Genomic DNA, 20,654 nt, shown 5'->3' on the forward strand with positions numbered 1-20,654 from the left:
AGCCCGGATCAAGGAGACACGATGAGCGGACCGCAGGGATCTGACCCCACGCAGGCGTGGTCAGGCCAGCCGCCGCAGTCCGGCGGTGCCCCGTCACCGGGTGAACAGCCCGCCTGGCAGCCGCCGCCCACACCCGAGCAGGCCGCCGGCGATGCCCCGGCCTGGCAGCAGCCCGCCTACCAGCAGCCGCAGGCGCCGCAGCAGTACCCGCAGTATCAGCAGCCCGCGTACAACCCGCCCCCGCAGGGCGACCAGTACGGCCAGCAGCCCACGGGGTACGCGCCGCAGGGGTACCCGCAGTACGGTCAGCAGCCGGGTCAGCCCTACGGGCAGCCCCAGTACGGACAGCCGCCCCAGTACGGCCAGCCCGGTCAGTACGACCAGCAGCAATATTCGCCCTACGGGCCCACCGGCTCCGAAGAGGGCTCGAAGAAGTCGCTGGCCGTCATCGGCACCGTGATCGGTGTGCTGGCCGCGGTGATCGTCGCGGTGGTGCTGGTACTCGGATTCTGGAAGCCCGGATTCTTTGTCACCACCACGCTGGACGTCGATGCCGCGCAGACCGGTGTGCAGCAGATCCTGACCGACGAGGCCAACGGATACGGCGCCAAGAACGTCAAGGACGTCCAGTGCAATGACGGTGTCAGCCCCGAGGTGAAGAAGGGCGACACCTTCACCTGCCAGGTCAGCATCGACGGCACCAAGCGTCAGGTCACCGTGACGTTCCAGGACGACAACGGCACCTACGAGGTCGGCCGCCCGAAGTAGTCCACGCTCTCTCGACGAATGCCCGCGATACGCCGTATCGCGGGCATTCGCGTGTCAGGGCAGCGTGTCGAGTGCCTTCTGCAGACGCCCGATCGATGACACCACTCCGTACTCCTCGGCCAGTGCCACCACCCGGGCCGGGTCGGCCGCGGACAGCGGCAGGACGTCGGACGATGTGGACAGCGCGACAGGGGCATCCACGGCGACCCGCACCACCGGTTCGGCGGCGATGATGTACTCGTCGGCGGCGAGCAGCTTCTTGCGTTGGGCGGCAGGCATTTTCGATGACGGATCGGCGGCGGCCGCGACGATCGCGGACAGCGAGCCGTGCTGGGCCATCAGAGTCGCCGCGGTTTTCTCGCCGATGCCCGCAACCCCGGGCAGCCCGTCCGACGGGTCGCCGCGCAGCAGCGCCAGTTCGGCGTAGGCCGGCCCGGCACGGTCCACCGGCACGCCGTAGGTATCGGCGACCTCGGTGGGCCCGAACAGGATCGCCTTGCTCAGGCCGCGGCCGATGTAGAACACCCGCACCGCGACCGGGTCGTCGCCGACCAACTGCAGCAGATCCCGGTCCCCGCTGACCACGATGACGGGGTCGCGGCGCTCGGCGGCGGCCAGCGTGCCCAGCACATCGTCGGCCTCGTATCCCGGTGCGCCCGCGGTGGTGATGCCGAACGCGTCGAGCACGGCCATGATCATGTCGACCTGCGGGGTCAGTTCATCGGGCACCTCCTCGACGTCGGGGGCACCGTCGGGGCGGGCCTCCTCGACGCGGTGCGCCTTGTACGACGGGATGCGGTCCACCCGCCACTGCGGCCGCCAGTCGAGATCGAGACAGACCACCAGCCGGGCCGGCCGATGCTGGGTGACCAGGGTGGAGACGGCATCGAGGAAACCGCGCAGCGCGTTGACCGGCCGGCCGTCGGGGGCGGTGATCGAGGACGGCACCCCGAAGAACGAGCGGAACCACATGCTGGCGCCGTCGAGCAGCAGCACCGGTCGATCGGCGGTCATGACGACTGCACGCGGAAGACGTAGGAACCCACCGTGACCAACCTGTCCTCATTTCCCTCGTCGTAGAGTTGCACCCGCACCGCGACGGTGCCGTCGGCGCCGGGAACCCGCTCGGTCTGCACCCGGAACGGGCCGGCCTTGCCGCGGGCCAGGAACATCACATGCGCCGAGACACCCTGCACGTCGCCGCCCGCGGCATCGATCGCCGCCGTCTCCAGGATCACGAACTGCGGCCCGATGTGCAGGGCGGCATCGGGGGAGGCGACCTCGGCCGACAGTTCCGGCAGACCCCACAGCCCGTCCTCGCGCCGGAATCCGCCGAACACCTGCCACAGCGGAGGCAGATCGGGTGAGTCGATCACCTCGATGTTGTCGACCTCCATCTTCTGCAGGCCGCCGGGCGGCACGCCGATGCTCACCCCCTGGCCCTCGATCAGCGCGAGTACCCGGTCGGGCCGGTCCGCATCGACGATCGCGGCCCGGCTGTAACCGAATTGCCTGCCCTGTTTCAGTGGCTCGGAGACGATCTCGATGCGGCGCACATCGTGGCCGGGGTCGAGGATCTGACAGGAGTGGATGACCGGATTCGGCACGGCCTCCAGATCCGACATGTGCCCGCTCTCGGGTGCCGAGATGCCGAGCACCGCAAACAGCAGTCCACCACCGGCATTGCGCATGTCGTGGCGCACCGTCACGGTGTCCTCGACATCGCGCGGGTCCATCGAGGCATACATCCGGCCGATGTAGCGGTAGCTGAGCAGCCCGCCCCACCGTCGCCGCAGCTCGTCGGCGTAGGCCTCCTGCTGATCGRTCAGCTCCCGGATATCCCTCAGCATCGCCTGACAGTAGCGTGAGGTATGACCTTCACTGTGGATCGCATCGACCACGTCGTGCTGAATTGCCGTGATACCGAAGCCACCATCGACTGGTACGTGAGGGTGCTGAACATGCGGCGCGAGGAGTTCGGCGCCGGCCGCACCGCGCTGGCGTTCGGCGCCCAGAAGATCAATGTGCGGCCCACCGGGGCACCGAACTGGGTGACCGCGGACGCCGATGTGCCGGGCTCGCTGGATCTTTGCTTCATCGTCGACGCCGACGCCGCCACGGTCGGTGCGCATCTGCGGGCCCGCGGGGTGCAAATCACCGAAGGGCCGGTCGCCAAGACCGGTGCGCTGGGCCCGATGACCTCGCACTACTGCCGCGACCCCGAGGGCAACCTGGTCGAGGTCGCCACCTATAGCGGGCATGACTAACCTCGTCCTCATGGACAGCAGTCGTTTCAGCACCGAGGTCTACGCGCAGCGCGTCCGGGCGGCCGCCGCAGGTGCGGCGAGCGCCGGGCTTGCCGGCCTGGTGATCACCCCCGGCTACGACCTGCGCTACCTGGTGGGCTCACGAGCGCAGACCTTCGAGCGGCTCACCGCGCTGGTGCTGCCCGCCGACGGGTCGGCGCCCACGGTGGTGGTCCCACGCCTGGAGCTGGCCGCGCTCCGCGAGTCTGCGGTGACCGAAATCGGTGCGACGGTTCAGGATTGGGTGGACGGCGAGAATCCCTACGAGTTGGTCGCGCAGGCACTGCGGGGATCGGGCGTGGCGCCGGTGACCGTCGCCGTCACCGATTCGATGACGGCCCTGCACCTGCTGCCGCTGGCCGACGTGCTGGGCGCGGTGCCCGTGCTGGCCACCGACGTGCTGCGCAGGCTGCGGATGATCAAGGACCCGGCCGAGGTCGACGCGCTGCGCAAGGCCGGCGCGGCCATCGACCGCGTGCACGCGCGGGTGCCGGAGTTCCTGGTGTCCGGCCGCACCGAAGCCGACGTCGCCGCAGACATCGCCGAAGCCATTGTCGCCGAAGGCCATTCGGAGGTGGCGTTCATCATCGTCGGATCCGGCCCCAACGGGGCGGACCCACATCACGAATGCTCGGACCGCGAGCTGCAGGTCGGCGACATCGTCGTCGTCGACATCGGCGGGCCGTATGCGCCGGGCTACAACTCCGACTCGACCCGCACGTACAGCATCGGTGAGCCCGACGCCGAGATCGCCCGCCGGTACGCGGTGCTGCAACGCGCCCAGGCCGAGGCCGTCGGGGCGGTCCGCCCGGGCATCACCGCCGGTTCGGTCGATGCGGTGGCGCGCGATGTGCTGGCCGCCGAAGGCCTGGCCGAGGTGTTCGTGCACCGCACCGGGCACGGTATCGGGCTGTCGGTGCACGAAGAGCCCTACATCGTCTCCGGGAACGAGATCACCCTGGAGCCGGGCATGGCATTCTCGGTGGAGCCCGGCATCTACTTCCCCGGCCAGTGGGGCGCGCGGATCGAGGACATCGTCATCGTCACCGAGGACGGGGTGGAATCGGTGAACCAGCGTCCGCACGACCTGGTCGTGGTGCCGGTGTGAGGCTCAGGCCTCGCTGCGGTCCAGCAGCGTCGAGGATCCCAGCACCCGCTCGATCCGGACCTCGATGACCACCCGGCGCGGGTTCACCCGTGGGGTGCGGTAGCGCTGGGCATAACGCAGCTCGGCATCGCGCACATCGTCGGCGTCGCCGCTGACGGTGGCCGCACCTTCCAGCGACAGCCAGCGCGCGCCGTCGACCTGGCTGAGCACGGCGACCCCACGCTCCTTGGCGTTGACCGCCTTCTGCGAACCGCCGGTGGTGATCACCCGGGCGATGTGCGTGGTCGGGTCGAAGGTGAAACCCACCGCCACGACGTGCGGCGAATTGTCACCCCGCAGCGTGGTCAGCATCGCCAGATGACGCTCTGTCAGAAATGCCAGCGCGTCGTTGGTGAGTCGGGTTGTTGCCTTGCGACCAGATGCAGCCATCGGGGTCCACGCTAGCGCAGGACATAATCACAGCCATGGAGGACACGGGACTCGTCGTCATATTCGGGGGGCGCAGCGAGATCGGCGTGGAACTCGCGCAGCGGATCGCCGGCGGACGCACCGTCGTCCTGGCCGCCCGCCGCGCGGACGATCTGACCGTGCAGGTGGCGGCGGTCCGGGCGGCCGGGGCCACCGCCGTGCATGTGCAGGAGTTCGACGCCGACGACACCGCGTCCCACCGGGGGCTGGTCGAGGCGATCGAAACCGCTCACGGCCCGATCGCCACCGCGGTCCTGACCTTCGGTGTGCTCGGCGATCAAGCGCGCGCCGAGGCCGATGCCGACCACGCGGTCGCGGTCGTGCACACCGACTACGTGGCCCAGGTGAGCCTGCTCACCGTGCTGGCAGACGCGATGCGCCGTGCCGGCGGCGGGGACCTGGTGACGTTCTCCTCGATCGCCGGGGTGCGGGTGCGCCGGGCCAACTACGTGTACGGATCGGCCAAGGCGGGCCTGGACGGTTTCTGCAGCGGGCTCGCCGACGCATTGCACGGTTCCGGGGTGCGCCTGCTGGTGGTGCGCCCCGGTTTCGTGATCGGGCGGATGACCGAGGGGATGACGCCGGCGCCGTTCTCCAGCACCCCCGCGCAGGTCGCCGCCGCGACGGCGAAGGCACTGGCCGGCGGGCGGCGCACGGTGTGGATCCCGTGGCAGGTCGGTGCCATCGCCGCAGTCTTCAGGATGTTGCCCGGCCCGATCTGGCGGAGGTTGCGGCGATGAGCGCGAAGAGCAGAGGATGCAGATGATCATCGTAATCGGCATCGGAGCCGACGGCATGGCCGGCCTGGGTGCGGCCGCGCGCGCCGAACTTGCCGGTGCCACCGTCGTTTTCGGTTCGCCCCGACAGCTGGATCTGCTCGACGGCACCGTGCGGGCGCAGCGCCGGACGTGGCCGTCGCCGCTGCTGCCCGCACTCGACGAACTCGTCGGCAGCCATGACGGCGATATGCATGTGGTGGCCAGCGGTGACCCGATGTTGCACGGTATCGGCGCGACCCTGATCCGCCGGTTCGGCGCCGAGTCGGTGCGGGTGCTGCCGCACGTGTCCTCGGTGACGCTGGCCTGCGCCCGGATGGGCTGGCCCGTGCAGGACACCGAGGTCATCAGCCTGGTCACCGCCCCCGCTCACACCGCGGTGCGCCGCGGGGGACGCGCGGTGGTGCTCAGCCGCGACGCCGCGGGCCCCGCCTCCCTGGCGGCGCTGTTGACCGAGACGGGCCGCGGCGACTCCGAGCTCACCGTGCTCGAGCAGCTGGGCGGGCCGGGGGAGCGGCGTTGTTCGGCACTCGCCCGGGACTGGGCCGTCGCCGGGCCGGACGACATCGACGACCTGAATGTCGTTGCGGTGCACTACCTGCCCGATGAGCGCCGGTATCACACCCTGCCCGATGACAGCTTCGCCCACGACGGGCAGATCACCAAGCAGAGCATCCGTGCGGTGACCCTGGCCGCGTTGGGGCCGCGCCCCGGCGAACGGCTGTGGGACGTCGGCTCCGGCTCGGGGAGCATCGCCGTCGAATGGTGCCGCAGCGGATCGGGTTGTACCGCGGTGGCTTTCGAACGTTCCGAGCAACGGCGGTCCCGGATCGCCGCCAACGCGATCGCCTTCGGGGTGCACGTCGAGGTGCGCGGCCCGGCCCCCACCGACTTCGACGGCGCCGCGGAGCCCTCGGTGATCTTCATCGGCGGCGGTATCACCGAGCCCGGGTTGCTCGACGCCTGTTTCGACCGGTTACCGGCCGGGGGCCGGTTGGTCGCCAATGTCGTCACGGCAGAATCGGAGGCCGCAGTCATCGACCGCTACTCGACGCTAGGAGGCCAGTTGCGCCGGTTCCAGCACTACCGCGGCGAACCGATCGGCGGATTCACCGGATTCCGGCCGGCCTACCCCGTCACCCAGTGGGTGGTGGGCAAGCCGTGACGGTCTACTTCATCGGAGCGGGACCGGGTGCGGCCGACCTCATCACCGTGCGTGGACAGCGGCTGCTGAACCGTTGCCAGGTATGCCTGTACGCCGGCTCGATCATGCCCGAGGACCTGTTGGCGGAGTGCCCGCAGGACGCCCGTGTCATCGACACCGGGCCGCTGAACCTGGAGCAGATCATCGGCGAACTGGCGGATGCCGACGCCGCCGGGCTCGATGTGGCCCGACTGCACTCCGGGGACCCGTCGATCTACAGCGCGCTGGCCGAGCAGTGCCGGCGCCTCGACGCCCTGGGCATCGGGTGGGAGATCGTACCCGGCGTACCGGCTTTCGCGGCGGCGGCCGCCGCGGTGGGCCGTGAGCTGACGGTGCCCGGCGTGTCGCAGACCGTGACGCTGAGCCGGGTGGCCACCCTGTCCACCGCGATGCCCGAAAAGGAAACCCTGGCCGCGTTGTCCACGCCAGGCAACACCCTGGTGCTGCATCTGGCCGCGGCGCAGATCGACACCATCGTCGAGCAGCTCACCGCCGGTGGCTACACCGCCGATACCCCGTGTGCCGTGGTCGCCTTCGCGAGCTGGCCGAAGGAGCAGGTGCTGCGTTGCTCATTGGGGGAGGTCGCCGGCCAGATGCACGCCGCCGGGATCACCCGCACGGCGGTCATCATCGTCGGCGATGTGCTGGCGGCCGCGGGCTTCACCGACAGCTACCTGTATTCGTCGGGCCGCCGGCGCGGAAGCCGGCACTAGTGCGGGTCCTGCTCCTCGGCGGCACCGGGGAGGCTCGGGCGCTCGCCGCCCGGCTGCACCCCGGCATCCCGGTGATCAGCTCGCTGGCCGGACGGGTGCCCGATCCGGCGCTGCCGGTCGGCGAGGTGCGCATCGGCGGGTTCGGCGGCGCCGACGGCTTGGCGGAGTGGTTGCGCGGCAACGACATCACCACCGTGGTGGATGCCACCCATCCCTTCGCCGCGACCATCACCGCCAATGCCGCACAAGCCGCCGCACAGGCCGGCCTGCCCCATCTGGTGCTGGCCCGCCCGGCCTGGCCGGACGGTGACGCCATCGTCGTCGGTTCCGACACCGAGGCCGCCGAGGTGGTCGCACGCCACGGCTACCGGCGGGTGTTCCTCACCACCGGACGTTCGGGCACCGCGGCGTTCAAGGATGCCGATGCGTGGTTCCTGATCCGTGCGGTGACCGCACCGGAGGACCCACTGCTGCCGGCGCAACATGAGGTGCTGCTCTCGCGKGGGCCCTACCGCGTCGAGGGCGAGCGTGATCTGTTGCGGGAGTTCGGAATCGATGCGCTGGTGACCAAGAACAGCGGTGGTGCCATGACGCATGCGAAACTCGAGGCGGCCGCCGAGCTCGGGGTGCCCGTCATCATGGTCAGCAGACCCGCACTGCCGGCCGGTGTGCGCGTGGTGCACACCGTGGACGCTGCCGCCGATTGGCTGACCGGGCTCAGATGAGGGTGAGGGTGTCGAGCTCGCGGATCGCCCGGCACGAACGTTCGGCCATCGCCAGCATCATGTCGTCACCGCGCTCGGTGGAGTTGGCGAAGGCCACCCCGAACACGATGATCAGCGGCGCCTGCAACATGCCCAGGCGGTAATCGCGCCAGCAGGTGTCCRCGTCGTAGCCGGCGACACCGAGCGCCACCAGGCCGGCGTGGTACTCGGCCACCAGGTCCCGTTCGGCGGCCGCGCGGGTCACCGGGTCCAGGCTGGTCCCGGTGAAGTACGCGAGATCCCTTGCCGGAAGACCTGACCCCAATGTCTGCCAGTCCACCACGGTGATCTGTGTCCGGTCCGGATCGAACAGCATGTTGTCCAGCCGGTAGTCACCGTGCAGCAGCGCGAACCTGTCCGGCTCGGTCAGCAGCCAGGGTGTCACCACCGACATGGATGCCGACAGGGTGGCCCGGTCCTCGGCGGTCATCCGGTCGCCGAGTTTCTCCAGGGTGATATCGGTGGCCATCTTGGCCACATCGCCCATACCGGAGGCCATTGCGGCGTCCGGCTTGGGCATGGCGATACCGGGGAAGTCGGTCAGTTTCGGTTCACACCAACTGGGTGCGTGCAGCCCGGCAAGGGCCCGCACGGCCAGCTGAGCCTCGGCCGCACTGCACCCGGCGATCTGGTCGCCCTGCTCGGAGGGCGCCATATCGGCCAGCAACAGCACGAAATCGGCACCCTCGCCGCCGATCTCACAGTGGAAGTTGCGCGGGATGGGGATCTGCACCAGGTCGGCCACATTGGTGTAGAACGCGTGCTCGGAGCGGTATCCGATCGCGACCCGGTCGCGGACCGTGTCGTCCTGGGACGGCAGCTTGACGGCGAAGCTGGCAGGCAGGTCGGTCTCGGTGCCGTACTGCACCGTCAACCGGTAGGTGGCGCCGGTCTGACCGGTACCGATGGGGGCGGTGCCGACACTGCGCACATCGGCGTCCAGCACCGCGCCCAGCCAGGCCGGCGTCACATCCTCGGGGCCGCGGGGGATCGGGTTGCTCATGGCGTCTCTCGCATTTCATCTACTCCGATCGCCGTGCCGTAAATGGTGTGCAGCCAGATGGTTTCCGCGCCGATGACGAGCTCAGCACGGGTACGGGGTCCGCCGAGGGTGAAGCGCTCGAGAATGCGGTCGTTGAGCTCGAGCAGCAGACCGGCCAGCACCTCGGCGGCGGGACCGGCGGGCGCGCGACCGGCGGCGCGCTCGGCCTCGATCATGGCCGCGATGGCCGGGACGAATGCCTCGCGTGAGTTGTCCCAGATCTCGCGGATCGCACTGCTCGCGGCGCGCGCATCCAGCATGGCGGTGAACAGGTACCGGTGCGCCGCACCGGTTTCCATGAGCGCCTCCAGCATGGCGTGGATCCGCCACCGCGGTGACCCGGTGGAGGCGGTCACGATGTCACTGGCGGCGAAGACGTCGTCGTACATCGACTCCAGCAGGGCGGCCACCGCGGCGGCCTTGTTCTCGAAGTAGAAGTAGAACGCCGACCGGCTGACACCGGCGGCGGCGGCGACGTCGGCGATGTTGACCGCCTCGAAACCGCGGGCCCGCAGCGCGTCGTCGAAGGCGGCCAGGATGGCGCTGCGGCGCTGATCGCTGCGCTGCGGTTGGCGCCGGTCGGTCACCGAGCGGGCAGCAGAAACCGACTGCTCGACGACATCGTTGCCCGGCTGCACCAGCGGGACATTATCCCCGCCTCTGACAACTGTCAACGATTCTCGACAGTTGTCAGCCCGGGTAGTTGCGCGGCGTGAACACCGTGTCACCGTGCCAGCGGGTCTGCGAGGAGCCGATGATCAGCAGACAGCGCATGTCCACCTCGGCGGGATCCAGATCGCCGAGCGCCACCACCCGTACCGTCTCGTTCGGGCCGGCGACATCGCGGCCGATCACCACCGGGGTGCCGGCATCGCGGTGTTCCAGCAGCAGCTTCTGCATCTCGCCGACCTGCCAGGTGCGGGTTTTCGACGCCGGGTTGTACACCGCGATCACCATGTCGGCGGCCGCCGCCGCACTGACCCGGGCAGCGATGATCTCCCACGGCTTGAGGCGGTCCGAGAGCGAGATGACGGCGTAGTCGTGGCCCAGTGGCGCACCGACCCGGCTGGCCACGGCCTGCGCCGCGGTCATCGCAGGGATCACCCGGACCTCGACATCGGGCCAGTCCACGGCCTCCTCGAGCACCGCGGTGGCCATCGCGAACACGCCGGGGTCACCGGAGGACACCACCACCACCGCGCGGCCCTGCCGGGCCAGTTCGCAGGCCAGCCGGGCACGCGCCGGTTCATCGGTGTTGTCGCTGGCATGCCGGGTCTGTCCGGCGCGGGCGCCGACCCGGTCGAGATAGGGGAAGTAGCCGATCAGGTCGGTGGCAGCGGCCAGTTCGCGGCGCGCCTGCGGGGTGATCCAGTCCAGATCGCCGGGACCGAGCCCGACCACCGCCACGCTGCCTCTCGGGGCGAGCGAAGCGACGGCGGAAGGACGGTTGCGCGGTGCGGCCGCCTCGCCGGGCAGCATCACGATGGAGAAGTAGGGCACCGAGGTCTCGTCGACCTCACTTGCCGCGAGCACACGCTGCTGATCGGTGCTGGCCCGTTCCACGTAGAACGCCCGGTCCAGCCGGTGGGTCTCCGAAAGTGCTTGCCGGACTTCCGGATAGGATTTACCCAGCTTCATGATGACGGCGGCGTCGGTATCGGCGAGGCGGCGGGTCAACTCGGCTGCGGGCAGCGTGCCGGGCAGGATGGTCAGCACCTCGTCGCCCTGCACCAACGGGGTACCGGTGGCTGCCGACGCCGCACTCACCGACGTCACGCCGGGCACGATGACGGCCTCGAACCGCTCGGTGAGCCGGGTGTGCATGTGCATGTATGAGCTGTAGAACAGCGGGTCGCCCTCGGCCAGCAGTGCCACGTTGCGCCCGGCGTCCAGATGTACGGCGATGCGGTCGGCGGATTCGGCGTAGAAATCCTCCATCGCACCGGCATAGCCGCCGGGATGCTCGGTGGTCTCCGTGGTCACCGGATAAACCAGGTGTTCCTCGATTTGGCCCTCGCGCAGGTACTGCTCGGCGATCCGGCGCGCGATGCTCCGGCCGTGTCGCGCACTGTGGTAGGCGACGACGTCGGCCTCGCCGATCAGCCGGGCCGCCTTGACCGTCACCAGCTCCGGGTCACCGGGACCCAGGCCGACGCCGTAGAGGGTGCCCTTTGCCGTGGAGATATTCGTCATTCGCGTTCGCTCGCAATCGCATTCACGGCGGCCGCGGCCATCGCGCTGCCCCCGCGCCGGCCCTTCACCACCAGATACGACATGCCGCGCGGCCGGGCGATCAGTTCGTCCTTGGACTGTGCGGAGCCCACGAACCCGACCGGGCCGCCCAGCACCGCCGCGGGCACCGGTGCGCCCTCGTCGAGCAGTTCGAGCAGCCGGAAGAGCGCGGTGGGGGCATTGCCGATCGCAAGCACCGCGCCGCCCAACCGGTCGGCCCACAGGTCGACGCCTGCCGCGGAACGGGTGCTGCCGAGCTGGGGGGCCAGGTCGGCGGCGCGCGGATCGGCGACCAGTGACACGACCTCGTTGTCGGCGGGCAGCCGGGAGCGGGTGATACCGGCGGCCACCATCGACGAATCGCAGAGCACCGGTGCGCCCGCGGCCAGCGCCGCGTGGGTGCGGGCGACGACATCGGAGGTGAAGGCGACATGGTCGGTGACGTCGACCTGACCGCAGGTGTGGATGAGCCGGACCACGACGCGTGAGATGTCATCGGGGAAGCGGGTCAGGTCTGCTTCGTCCCGGATGGTCGCGAAGGATTGGCGATAGATTTCCGCAGCGTCGCGGGTGTAATCGAGCACCCGATCACCCTACGGGTGGCGCCCCTCGTAGCCGTGTCCGGTGGCCACCAGTACCTCGGCGCCCCGCGGGCTGCCGCAGGCCCGTGGGCAGCCAACAAAATGACGATGGACCCCCGGTGCGCCCTCGGTCAGCGCGGCCCGTGCGTCGGCGCGCACATCGGAGAGAGATTTGTCACAGCCAGGACTTCCCGTGCAGGCACTCACCGTCAACCACGGGGAGTTCTCGTCGAAGACGAGGCCCAGCGGAGCCAGCACCCGCAACGAGGTGTCGGCGACCTCCTCGGTGAGATCGCAGACCAGGATCGATCGCCACGGTGTCACCACGATCGGCGCCTCGATGGCGGCCAGGAATTCGGCGGTGCGGGCCGGCAGCACGCCCAGCGGGACCGCCGCGCCCAGCGCCACCCGGTTCGCAACAGGATCCAGCGGCTGCGGTATCCAGCCGACCGGAGGACGTCCGGTGTGGTGGGGGTACCGGTCCGCCGGGTCCGGCACGGTGACGGAGAGATCGCCGATCAGTGCGCTGGGGTCGTCGAGTTCGGTGACACGCCAGCGCTTTCCACGCACCGCCTGGAACCGTTTGGCGATCTCGACCATGGTGTGCACCGCGTCATCGGCGGACAACCGGATACCGGTGTCCGCGCCGGCGAGCAGTAGGGCGACACCCGTGTCACCGCACTGCACCCCGACGTCGGCGTGCAGCCCGGACACATCGCCGCGGCCGTCGTCGATGGAGAACCAGAATCGGCCCGGCAGTGCGGCCAGCGCCGGGTCCTGCTGCAGCGCCCGGTCCAGATCGCCGACCCAGCCCCGCACGTCCGCCAGGCCGCCGCTGCGGCCGGACAGCGGCGAGGACACGATGTTGCGGACCCGTTCATGGGTCGGGGACGGCAGCAGGCCCGCGCCGGCGAGTGCGTCGGCCACCCGTCCCGGGTCGGTGATGCCGCGGATCTGCAGGCTGCCGCGCGATGTCAGTTCCAGCGCTCCGCCGCCGCAGTCGGCGGCGAGGTGGGCCAGCGTCTCCAGAGCGGTCGCCGAGATGACGCCGCCGGGCAGGCGCACCCGCATCAGCGCACCGTCGGCTGCCTGGTGGACCTGCAGGGCGCCGGGGCAGGCGTCCTGATCACGGGTACGGCTCACGGGTCCACGGTACTCAGCGCGCACCGAATCCGATCTCCGAAATACGAGTAGTGAACTACGCGGTCGTCGTGTCCTGCCCGCTCGTAGCGTCTACGCAATGGCGGCGCATCCGTCGTCCCGAGTGTAGGAGGACCCGAAATGTCCCATCTGACAGCTCATCTGCCCCATCCTCATCTGCCTCACCCGCACCTGCCGCACCCCGACCTGCACCGCGTCACCGATGCGGTGCACCACGCGGGGGAGCGGGCGCACGCCGTGTTCGAGTACGAGGAGAAACACGAGTGCCAACGCTACGAATTCCTCGAGGACGGGCTGATGTCCCGCGAGATGGGACGTCTGTAGCGAATCAGCTGGCCTTCGCGTGCCGGCCCGGCACCGGGTCGACCACGGCCGAGTAGCTCGAGGCATCCCCGGCGATGACCCGGCTGGGCCTGCCCGCCACGTCGACGGGGATATCGCCGGCCAAGGTCACCCGGCTGAGCCGCCGGAACTGGTCGTCGTAATCGGAGACCGCGTAGTGCTGGGTGGCCCGGTTGTCCCAGATGGCCAGATCGCCGGGCTCCCAGCTCCAGCGAACAGTGTTCTCCAGCTTGGTGATCCGCGCCTGCAGCAAACCGAACAAGGCCGCAGACTCGGTGGATCCGAGCCCGGCGAACCGTTTGACGAAGTGGCCGAGCAACAGCACCCGCTCGCCGGTTTCCGGATGCACCCGCACCACCGGGTGCTCGGTCTCGAAGTAGGCGGACTCGAACTCCTCGCGGTGCGCGCGGACGGTGTCGGCGACCTGCTCGTGCCGGCCGTCATAGTCCGCGGCGTAGTCATAGGTGTTGGTGTGCACCGCCCACAGGTTCTCCGCCAGTGCGCGCAGGGCCGGGGGCAACTGTTCGTAGGCGGTCTGGGTGTTGGCCCACACCGTGGTGCCGCCGTACTCGGGCAGTGCCACCGCGCGCAGCAGGGAGGCCTTCGGGATGCGATCCACGAAGGTGACGTCGGTGTGCCAGCTGTTGGCCTTGTCGTATCGGGAGTCGATGGGCAGCACCCGGGTGCCGCGCGACAGCACGGTCGGGTGGGCCGCGGTCGTGGTGCCGAGGCGTTGCGCGAACGCCAGTTGACCGTCGTCGTCGAGATCGTCCTGATGACGGAAGAAGATGACCTTGTGGGTCAGCAGCGCGTCGTTGATCGCGGCCACCGTCGACTCGTCGAGATCGGCGGACAGCCGCACACCATCGATACGGGCGCCGATGTGGGCACCGAGTTTGACGACATCCAGTGAGGTGCGAAGGGTCATGGATCCATTGCGCCAGCCGCGGCCCGCGACGTAAACGGTTTGGCTAAGCCGGATTCGAACTCCTGAACGCGCAGGTGACGACGGTGCCGACGGCCTGAATATGACATGCATCACATAATTCGGCCACCTGTCTGCTCAGGCACAGAAAGCCGATGCCGACGCATCCTGGGGCTACGTTTCGATCATCAACCCGGTACCGCCGGTACCCGTTCAGGAAGGAGGCCATGACATGGCCTCACTCATCGCCATCGCCACGGGCGTCGCGCTCGTGTTCGCCGCCATCTCCGTCCCCTACCGCGACTCCTGGTACGGCCGCTGGAGCCGCTCCGACCGCTGACCGGCAGACCACGCGGCGCGCGTGGTGAGGCAGGATTGAGCAGTGCCGACCGTGCTGCTGCTGTCTACGTCCGATACCGACCTGATCACCGCGCGCGCCAGTGGTGCCGACTATCGCTGGGCCAATCCGTCCCGGCTGCTGCAGGACGAACTCGGCCGCGAGCTCGCTGAGCTGCTCGACGGGGTGGATATCGCCGTCGTCCGCATCCTCGGCGGGTACCGCGCCTGGCAAGACGGCATCGACACCCTGGTCGGCCTCGGGGTGCCCACCGTGGTGCTGTCCGGAGAGCAGGCTCCCGACGCCGAACTGATGCGCCATTCGACCGTCCCGGCCGGCGTCGCGCTGCAAGCCCACATCTATCTGGCCCAGGGCGGCACCGAGAACCTGCGCGGCCTGCACGCCTTCCTCAGCGACACACTGCTCATGACCGGCGAGGGTTTCGACCCGCCGGTCGCCATCCCCGGCTGGGGTGTGCTGGAGCGTCCGCAGACCGATGCCGCAGGCCCGACCGTCGCGGTGCTGTACTACCGGGCCCAGCATCTGGCCGGGAACACCGGCTACATCGCCGCGCTCTGCGATGCCATCGTGGCGGCCGGTGGCCGGCCGCTGCCGGTCTACTGCGCCTCCCTGCGGACCGCCGAACCCGAGTTGCTCGAGCTGCTGGGCACCGCGGATGCACTCATCACCACCGTGCTCGCCGCCGGCGGCGCCACCCCGGCCACCGTCGGTGCCGGCGGCACCGATGACAACTGGAACGTCGCGCACCTGGCCGCCCTGGACGTCCCGATCCTGCAGGGGCTGTGTCTGACCAGTTCCCGGTCCAAGTGGTCGGAGAACGACGACGGCATGTCCCCGCTCGACGTCGCCACCCAGGTCGCGGTGCCGGAGTTCGACGGCCGCATCATCACCGTCCCGTTCTCGTTCAAGGAGATCGACGACGAGGGGCTGATCACCTACAGCGCCGACCCGGAACGCTGCGCCCGGGTGGCCGGACTGGCCGTGCGGCACGCCCGGTTGCGGCACGTCCCGGCCGCCGACAAGCAGGTCGCGCTGGTGTTCTCGGCCTACCCGACCAAACACGCGCGCATCGGCAATGCCGTCGGCCTGGACACGCCGGCCTCCGCGGTGGCCCTGCTACGGGCCATGCGCGAGCACGGCATCGACATCGGTGAGGTTCCCGGTGTGGACGCCGAGGATGGTGACGCGCTCATCCACGCGCTGATCGAGCGCGGGGGACAAGACCCCGACTGGCTCACCGAGGAAACGTTGGCGCGCAACCCGATCCGGGTGTCGGCGGCCGACTACCGGCGCTGGTTCGCCACGCTGCCCGCCGGTCTGTCCGACGCGGTGGTGCAGCACTGGGGACCGCCGCCCGGCGAGCTGTTCGTCGACCGCAGCCACGACCCCGACGGTGAGATCGTCATCGCGGGAATGAAATCCGGCAACGTGGTGATCCTCGTGCAGCCGCCGCGCGGGTTCGGCGAGAACCCCGTGGCCATCTACCACGACCCCGATCTACCGCCGAGCCATCACTACCTGGCCGCCTACCGCTGGCTGGACGGGCAGTTCGGTGACACGGGCGCATTCAAGGCCGACGCCGTCATCCACCTCGGCAAGCACGGCAACCTGGAATGGCTGCCGGGCAAGACGCTGGGCATGAGCGCGGACTGCGGCACCGACGCCGCACTCGGCGACCTCCCGCTGATCTACCCCTTCCTGGTCAACGATCCCGGCGAGGGCACCCAGGCCAAGCGGCGGGCCCACGCGACGCTGGTCGACCACCTCATCCCGCCGATGGCCCGCGCCGAGACCTACGGCGATATCGCCCGGCTGGAACAGCTACTCGACGAGCACTCGAATCTCTCCGCCCTCGATCCGTCGAAACTGCCCGCCATCCGTCAGCAGATCTGGACGTTGATGCGCGCGGCGAAGATGGACCACGATCTGGGCCTGGAGGACCGGCCCGACGAGGACTCCTTCGACGACATGCTGCTGCACGTCGACGGCTGGCTCTGCGAGATCAAGGATGTGCAGATCCGCGACGGCCTGCACATCCTGGGGCAGGCGCCCACGGGGGAGTCCGAACTCGATCTGGTGCTGGCCATCCTGCGGGCCCGCCAGTTGTTCGGCGGCGAGCACACCGTGCCCGGCCTGCGTCAGGCACTCGGGCTCGCCGAGGACGGCGCCGACGAACGCACCGCGGTCGACGCCGCCGAATCCGCCGCCCGCGCACTGGTGGCCGGCCTGCAGGACAGCGGCTGGGACGCTGCGGCGGTCGACGGCCTCACAGATGACCCTGTCATCGGTGAGATCCTGCGCTTCGCCGCCACCGAGGTGGTGCCCCGCCTGCGGGGCACCGACGGGGAGATCGACGCGGTGCTGCGGGCCGTGGACGGCCACTACATCCCGGCCGGCCCGTCCGGTTCCCCGTTGCGCGGTCTGGTCAACGTGCTGCCGACCGGACGCAACTTCTATTCGGTGGATCCCAAGGCGGTGCCGTCGCGGCTGGCCTGGGAAACCGGTGTCGCCATGGCCGATTCGCTGTTGACCCGGTACCGCGAGGACTACGGGACCTGGCCGCCCTCGGTCGGCCTCTCGGTGTGGGGCACCTCGGCGATGCGCACCTCGGGCGACGACATCGCCGAAGTGCTGGCGCTGCTCGGCGTCCGCCCGATCTGGGATGACGCGTCGCGCCGGGTGGTGGACCTGGAACCGATCTCGCTGGAGGAGCTGGGCAGGCCACGCATCGACGTGACGGTCCGTATCTCCGGGTTCTTCCGGGACGCCTTCCCGCATGTGGTCACCATGCTCGACGACGCCGTCGCGTTGGTCGCCGGACTGGACGAAGGCCCGGAGGACAACTACGTGCGGGCCCACGCGCAGGCCGACCTGGCCGAACACGGTGACGAACGACGCAGCACCACAAGAATTTTCGGGTCCAAGCCGGGAACGTACGGCGCGGGCCTGCTGCAGCTCATCGACAGCCGCAACTGGCGCGACGACCAGGACCTGGCCGAGGTGTACACCGCCTGGGGCGGCTTCGCCTACGGGCGCGGTCTCGATGGCGCGCCGGCGACCGACCAGATGAACCGGGCCTACCGGCGAATCGCGGTGGCGGCGAAGAACACCGACACCCGCGAGCACGACATCGCCGACTCCGACGACTATTTCCAGTACCACGGCGGCATGATCGCCACCGTGCGCGCGCTGACCGGCAAGGACCCGGCCGCCTACATCGGCGACAACACCCGCCCCGACGCAGTGCGCACCCGGACCCTCAGCGAGGAGACCACCCGGGTGTTCCGGGCCCGCGTGGTCAACCCCCGCTGGATCAACGCCATGCGCAGGCACGGCTACAAGGGCGCCTTCGAGATGGCCGCCACCGTGGATTACCTGTTCGGCTACGACGCCACCGCGCATGTGATGGCGGACTGGATGTACGAACAACTCAGCCAGACCTACGTGCTCGACGACGAGAACCGCAAGTTCATGAACGAGTCCAACCCGTGGGCGCTGCACGGGATGGCCGAGCGACTGCTGGAGGCGGCCGGGCGCGGCATGTGGGCGGCACCGGATGCCGCCACGCTCGACGGCCTCAAGCAGGTGCTGCTGGAGACCGAGGGCGAACTGGAAGGCTGAGCCCGGCGCCGGTGCACATAGGATTCACTGCATGGCTCTCACCTTCGCCGACGTCGCCAAGGCCGACTACGTCCTGCTCACCACGTTCACCAAGGACGGCCGGCCCAAGCCGACCGCCATCTGGGCCGTCCCCGACGGTGACCGGCTGCTGGCCATCACCCAGGGAAAATCGTGGAAGGTCAAGCGGATTCGCAACACCCCGCGGGTGACGGTGGCCGTCTGCGATCGCGGCGGCAAGCCCAAGAGCGAGGAAGTCGAGGCGGTGGCGGCCATCTTGGGCCAAGCCGCGGTCGGGCGGGTCTACGACGGGATCGGTCAGCGCTACGGCGTGATCGGCAAGCTCTTCAACCTGTTCTCCAAACTGCGCGGCGGCATGAAGAACAACGTTGCGCTGGAGTTGCGCGCGGCCGCGTAGATGACCGAAAGCCATCCCGCGGGATCCGCGACAGCCGGCCGCCCCAAGGACATCGGCCGGCTGTTGCTGCGCTGCCCGGACCGCTCCGGCATCGTCGCCGCGGTGTCGACGTTCCTGACCGCTGCCGGCGCCAACATCATCTCCCTGGATCAGCACTCGACCCAGCCTGAAGGCGGAGTCTTCCTGCAGCGCACCGTCTTTCATCTGCCGGGGCTGGCCGCCGCGGGGGCCGAACTGGAATGTGAGTTCGCCGCCGGGATCGCGCCGGAATTCGAGATCGACTACCGGTTCACCGACGCCGCCAGGCCGAAGCGGGTCGCGATCCTGGCGTCGCGGGCCGATCACTGTCTGCTGGACCTGCTGTGGCGCAACAGGCGCGGCGAACTGGACATGTCGGTGGTCATGGTCATCGCCAACCATCCCGAACTGGCCGACCAGGTGCGCCCCTTCGGGGTTCCCTTCGTGCACATCCCGGCCACCAGGGACACCCGCGCCGAGGCCGAGGCGCGCCAGCTCGAACTGCTGCGCGGCAACGTCGACCTGGTGGTGCTGGCCCGGTACATGCAGATCGTCACCCCCGAATTCCTGGCCGCCGTCGGAGCCCCGCTGATCAACATCCACCACTCGTTCCTGCCCGCCTTCATCGGGGCGAACACCTACCGGCGGGCCAAGGAGCGCGGCGTCAAACTTGTCGGGGCGACGGCGCACTACGTCACCGAGAACCTCGACGAGGGCCCGATCATCGAGCAGGACGTGGTCCGCATCGACCACACCCACACCGTCGAGGACCTGGTGCGCCTCGGCGCCGACGTCGAGCGCGCGGTGCTGTCCCGGGCGGTGCTGTGGCACTGCCAGGACCGTATCGTCCGGCACGACAACGAGACGGTCATCTTCTGACATGGTGAACTGTTGCCATGGCCCCGACGTTCGATCATGTCCATCGCGAGAAGTACCTGCTGCTGACCACGTTCACCAAGGACGGCCGGCCCAAGCCCACCCCGGTGTGGGGTGTGCCGCACGAGGGCAAACTGCTCATCAGCACCGACGACGGCTCCTGGAAGACCAAGCGGATCAACAACACCCCGCGGGTCACCATCCAGAAGTGCGGTGTGCTCGGCAAGGTCAAGGGCGAACCGGTCGAGGCCGTCGCCCGCAACCTGCCGAAATCCGAGACCCGGCGGGTCTTCGACATGGTCACCCGGCGCTACTGGTGGCATGCCTGGTGGTGGATCCCGCAGGCCCTGATCCGCGGCGGCGTGGACAAGGTGCACGCCGCGATCGAGATCGAGCCGGTCCCGGCGGCTTGAGGAACCCACACGGCGCCTCGCGCGTTGTCCTCACATGGTGAAGCGGTTGTTCCTGGTGTACCTGCTCGTCGAGCTGGCGGTGCTGGTCGGGCTGGTGTACACCATCGGATTCGGCTGGACGGTGCTGGCGGTGCTGGCGACCTTCCTGGTCGGCCTCGCGCTGGCGGGCCGACAGCTCACGCGGCACCTGGGTCGTCTGCAGTCGGCACTGAACTCGCGCGCGGCGTCCAACGAGCTGGCCACCGACAGCGCCCTGGTGGCGCTCGGTGCGGTACTGGTCTTCATCCCGGGCGTGGCCAGCTCCGTGCTGGGGGCTCTGCTGCTGATGCCGCCCACCCGGCGCATCGCCCGGCCGGTCGCGGTGGCCGTGATCGGCAGGAGCCTGGCGAAGGCGACACCGCTGGTCATGACCTATTCGACGGGTGCGCCCGGGTACCAGCAGCCCCGCCGGGCCGACTACGTCGAGGGAGAGGTCATCGACGTCGTCGACGTCAGCGACGCGAACGGCACAACCGCCGCGGAACCGACCTCGCTGGAGCACCGCACCACCACGCCCGATTAAC

22 protein-coding genes are annotated in these 20,654 nt (G+C 69.5%); 13 read left to right on the plus strand and 9 right to left on the minus strand.

Features of this window, described 5'->3' with window-relative positions:
- The first annotated feature begins 21 nt into the window (after positions 1 to 21).
- Positions 22 to 768 carry a DUF4333 domain-containing protein gene (locus tag AC1DTF_RS00760; RefSeq protein ID WP_477472650.1) on the plus strand — a complete coding sequence of 249 codons (747 nt, stop codon included), beginning with the start codon at positions 22 to 24 and terminating at the stop codon, positions 766 to 768.
- Between the two features lie 54 nt (positions 769 to 822).
- Here the strand turns inward: AC1DTF_RS00760 and AC1DTF_RS00765 are convergent, their stop codons facing one another.
- Both AC1DTF_RS00765 and AC1DTF_RS00770 read right to left on the minus strand, forming a co-directional pair.
- A complete protein-coding gene (locus AC1DTF_RS00765) occupies positions 823 to 1,782 on the minus strand; it encodes a 5'-3' exonuclease (protein ID WP_477472651.1) in 960 nt (319 codons plus the stop codon).
- On the minus strand, positions 1,779 to 2,618 hold the full coding sequence (locus AC1DTF_RS00770; protein WP_477472652.1) for a hypothetical protein: 840 nt from the start codon (positions 2,616 to 2,618) through the stop codon (positions 1,779 to 1,781). The genes AC1DTF_RS00765 and AC1DTF_RS00770 overlap by 4 nt, the downstream gene beginning before the upstream one ends.
- 21 nt (positions 2,619 to 2,639) lie before the next feature.
- On the opposite strand from AC1DTF_RS00770, the gene AC1DTF_RS00775 reads away from it, so the two are divergent.
- Both AC1DTF_RS00775 and AC1DTF_RS00780 read left to right on the plus strand, forming a co-directional pair.
- The gene (locus AC1DTF_RS00775) at positions 2,640 to 3,035 is read left to right on the plus strand and encodes a VOC family protein (RefSeq protein WP_477472653.1); all 396 of its coding nucleotides are present in this window, start codon (positions 2,640 to 2,642) and stop codon (positions 3,033 to 3,035) included.
- Positions 3,036 to 3,045: 10 nt separating this feature from the next.
- Complete coding sequence (locus AC1DTF_RS00780) at positions 3,046 to 4,182, plus strand: M24 family metallopeptidase (RefSeq protein WP_477472654.1); 1,137 nt, start codon at positions 3,046 to 3,048, stop codon at positions 4,180 to 4,182.
- A 3-nt stretch (positions 4,183 to 4,185) separates the two neighbouring features.
- Here AC1DTF_RS00780 and AC1DTF_RS00785 read toward each other — a convergent pair whose 3' ends face one another.
- Positions 4,186 to 4,611 (minus strand): F420-dependent biliverdin reductase, encoded by a 426-nt coding sequence (locus tag AC1DTF_RS00785; RefSeq protein WP_477472655.1) that lies wholly within the window; start codon positions 4,609 to 4,611, stop codon positions 4,186 to 4,188.
- A gap of 35 nt (positions 4,612 to 4,646) precedes the next feature.
- Here AC1DTF_RS00785 and AC1DTF_RS00790 point away from each other — a divergent pair, with 35 nt between their 5' ends.
- The 4 genes from AC1DTF_RS00790 to AC1DTF_RS00805 are packed head-to-tail and all read left to right on the plus strand — an operon-like array spanning position 4,647 to position 8,068.
- Entirely contained in the window at positions 4,647 to 5,390 is a 744-nt protein-coding gene (locus tag AC1DTF_RS00790) for an SDR family NAD(P)-dependent oxidoreductase (RefSeq protein WP_477472656.1), read from the plus strand.
- A gap of 22 nt (positions 5,391 to 5,412) precedes the next feature.
- Complete coding sequence (gene cbiE / locus AC1DTF_RS00795; protein ID WP_477472657.1) at positions 5,413 to 6,591, plus strand: precorrin-6y C5,15-methyltransferase (decarboxylating) subunit CbiE; 1,179 nt, start codon at positions 5,413 to 5,415, stop codon at positions 6,589 to 6,591.
- On the plus strand, positions 6,588 to 7,343 hold the full coding sequence (gene cobM / locus AC1DTF_RS00800) for a precorrin-4 C(11)-methyltransferase (RefSeq protein ID WP_477472658.1): 756 nt from the start codon (positions 6,588 to 6,590) through the stop codon (positions 7,341 to 7,343). The genes cbiE and cobM overlap by 4 nt, the downstream gene beginning before the upstream one ends.
- On the plus strand, positions 7,343 to 8,068 hold the full coding sequence (locus tag AC1DTF_RS00805; RefSeq protein ID WP_057165280.1) for a cobalt-precorrin-6A reductase: 726 nt from the start codon (positions 7,343 to 7,345) through the stop codon (positions 8,066 to 8,068). Before cobM ends, AC1DTF_RS00805 begins: the two co-directional genes overlap by 1 nt.
- Here the strand turns inward: AC1DTF_RS00805 and AC1DTF_RS00810 are convergent.
- The 5 genes from AC1DTF_RS00810 to cobG are packed head-to-tail and all read right to left on the minus strand — an operon-like array spanning position 8,061 to position 13,105.
- Positions 8,061 to 9,110 carry a phosphotransferase family protein gene (locus AC1DTF_RS00810; protein ID WP_477472659.1) on the minus strand — a complete coding sequence of 350 codons (1,050 nt, stop codon included), beginning with the start codon at positions 9,108 to 9,110 and terminating at the stop codon, positions 8,061 to 8,063. The genes AC1DTF_RS00805 and AC1DTF_RS00810 overlap by 8 nt on opposite strands.
- Positions 9,107 to 9,787 carry a TetR/AcrR family transcriptional regulator gene (locus AC1DTF_RS00815; protein ID WP_477472660.1) on the minus strand — a complete coding sequence of 227 codons (681 nt, stop codon included), beginning with the start codon at positions 9,785 to 9,787 and terminating at the stop codon, positions 9,107 to 9,109. Before AC1DTF_RS00815 ends, AC1DTF_RS00810 begins: the two co-directional genes overlap by 4 nt.
- Before the next feature lie 52 nt (positions 9,788 to 9,839).
- Positions 9,840 to 11,342 carry a precorrin-2 C(20)-methyltransferase gene (locus AC1DTF_RS00820; RefSeq protein WP_477472661.1) on the minus strand — a complete coding sequence of 501 codons (1,503 nt, stop codon included), beginning with the start codon at positions 11,340 to 11,342 and terminating at the stop codon, positions 9,840 to 9,842.
- Positions 11,339 to 11,965, minus strand: coding sequence for a precorrin-8X methylmutase (locus tag AC1DTF_RS00825; RefSeq protein WP_477472662.1), 627 nt, complete (start codon positions 11,963 to 11,965; stop codon positions 11,339 to 11,341). Before AC1DTF_RS00825 ends, AC1DTF_RS00820 begins: the two co-directional genes overlap by 4 nt.
- Positions 11,966 to 11,974: 9 nt before the next feature.
- Positions 11,975 to 13,105, minus strand: coding sequence for a precorrin-3B synthase (gene cobG, locus AC1DTF_RS00830; protein WP_477472663.1), 1,131 nt, complete (start codon positions 13,103 to 13,105; stop codon positions 11,975 to 11,977).
- Positions 13,106 to 13,243: 138 nt separating this feature from the next.
- On the opposite strand from cobG, the gene AC1DTF_RS00835 reads away from it, so the two are divergent.
- A complete protein-coding gene (locus AC1DTF_RS00835) occupies positions 13,244 to 13,447 on the plus strand; it encodes a hypothetical protein (protein ID WP_477472664.1) in 204 nt (67 codons plus the stop codon).
- 4 nt (positions 13,448 to 13,451) lie between these two features.
- Here AC1DTF_RS00835 and AC1DTF_RS00840 read toward each other — a convergent pair whose 3' ends face one another.
- Entirely contained in the window at positions 13,452 to 14,393 is a 942-nt protein-coding gene (locus tag AC1DTF_RS00840) for a TauD/TfdA dioxygenase family protein (protein ID WP_477472665.1), read from the minus strand.
- A gap of 379 nt (positions 14,394 to 14,772) precedes the next feature.
- Here AC1DTF_RS00840 and cobN point away from each other — a divergent pair, with 379 nt between their 5' ends.
- From cobN to AC1DTF_RS00865, 5 genes are read left to right on the plus strand one after another with little or no spacing between them, the layout of a single operon-like run.
- Entirely contained in the window at positions 14,773 to 18,369 is a 3,597-nt protein-coding gene (gene cobN, locus AC1DTF_RS00845; RefSeq protein WP_477472666.1) for a cobaltochelatase subunit CobN, read from the plus strand.
- Between the two features lie 31 nt (positions 18,370 to 18,400).
- Positions 18,401 to 18,784 carry a PPOX class F420-dependent oxidoreductase gene (locus AC1DTF_RS00850; RefSeq protein WP_477472667.1) on the plus strand — a complete coding sequence of 128 codons (384 nt, stop codon included), beginning with the start codon at positions 18,401 to 18,403 and terminating at the stop codon, positions 18,782 to 18,784.
- A complete protein-coding gene (purU, locus tag AC1DTF_RS00855) occupies positions 18,785 to 19,681 on the plus strand; it encodes a formyltetrahydrofolate deformylase (RefSeq protein WP_477472668.1) in 897 nt (298 codons plus the stop codon).
- Positions 19,682 to 19,698: 17 nt separating this feature from the next.
- On the plus strand, positions 19,699 to 20,091 hold the full coding sequence (locus AC1DTF_RS00860; RefSeq protein ID WP_477472669.1) for a PPOX class F420-dependent oxidoreductase: 393 nt from the start codon (positions 19,699 to 19,701) through the stop codon (positions 20,089 to 20,091).
- 34 nt (positions 20,092 to 20,125) lie between these two features.
- A complete protein-coding gene (locus tag AC1DTF_RS00865; RefSeq protein ID WP_477472670.1) occupies positions 20,126 to 20,653 on the plus strand; it encodes an FxsA family protein in 528 nt (175 codons plus the stop codon).
- The last annotated feature ends 1 nt before the right edge of the window (position 20,654 follow it).

It is taken from the genome of Mycobacterium sp. P4_H6, from assembly GCF_056400845.1.

Coding starts and splice junctions, on each gene's coding strand:
- AC1DTF_RS00760 (WP_477472650.1), top strand. CDS start 22: ATGAGCGGACCGCAGGGATCTGACCCCACGCAGGCGTGGTCAGGCCAG.
- AC1DTF_RS00765 (WP_477472651.1), bottom strand. CDS start 1,782: ATGACCGCCGATCGACCGGTGCTGCTGCTCGACGGCGCCAGCATGTGG.
- AC1DTF_RS00775 (WP_477472653.1), top strand. CDS start 2,640: ATGACCTTCACTGTGGATCGCATCGACCACGTCGTGCTGAATTGCCGT.
- AC1DTF_RS00780 (WP_477472654.1), top strand. CDS start 3,046: ATGGACAGCAGTCGTTTCAGCACCGAGGTCTACGCGCAGCGCGTCCGG.
- AC1DTF_RS00785 (WP_477472655.1), bottom strand. CDS start 4,611: ATGGCTGCATCTGGTCGCAAGGCAACAACCCGACTCACCAACGACGCG.
- AC1DTF_RS00790 (WP_477472656.1), top strand. CDS start 4,647: ATGGAGGACACGGGACTCGTCGTCATATTCGGGGGGCGCAGCGAGATC.
- cbiE (WP_477472657.1), top strand. CDS start 5,413: ATGATCATCGTAATCGGCATCGGAGCCGACGGCATGGCCGGCCTGGGT.
- AC1DTF_RS00820 (WP_477472661.1), bottom strand. CDS start 11,342: ATGACGAATATCTCCACGGCAAAGGGCACCCTCTACGGCGTCGGCCTG.
- AC1DTF_RS00835 (WP_477472664.1), top strand. CDS start 13,244: ATGTCCCATCTGACAGCTCATCTGCCCCATCCTCATCTGCCTCACCCG.
- AC1DTF_RS00840 (WP_477472665.1), bottom strand. CDS start 14,393: ATGACCCTTCGCACCTCACTGGATGTCGTCAAACTCGGTGCCCACATC.
- AC1DTF_RS00850 (WP_477472667.1), top strand. CDS start 18,401: ATGGCTCTCACCTTCGCCGACGTCGCCAAGGCCGACTACGTCCTGCTC.
- purU (WP_477472668.1), top strand. CDS start 18,785: ATGACCGAAAGCCATCCCGCGGGATCCGCGACAGCCGGCCGCCCCAAG.
- AC1DTF_RS00860 (WP_477472669.1), top strand. CDS start 19,699: ATGGCCCCGACGTTCGATCATGTCCATCGCGAGAAGTACCTGCTGCTG.
- AC1DTF_RS00865 (WP_477472670.1), top strand. CDS start 20,126: ATGGTGAAGCGGTTGTTCCTGGTGTACCTGCTCGTCGAGCTGGCGGTG.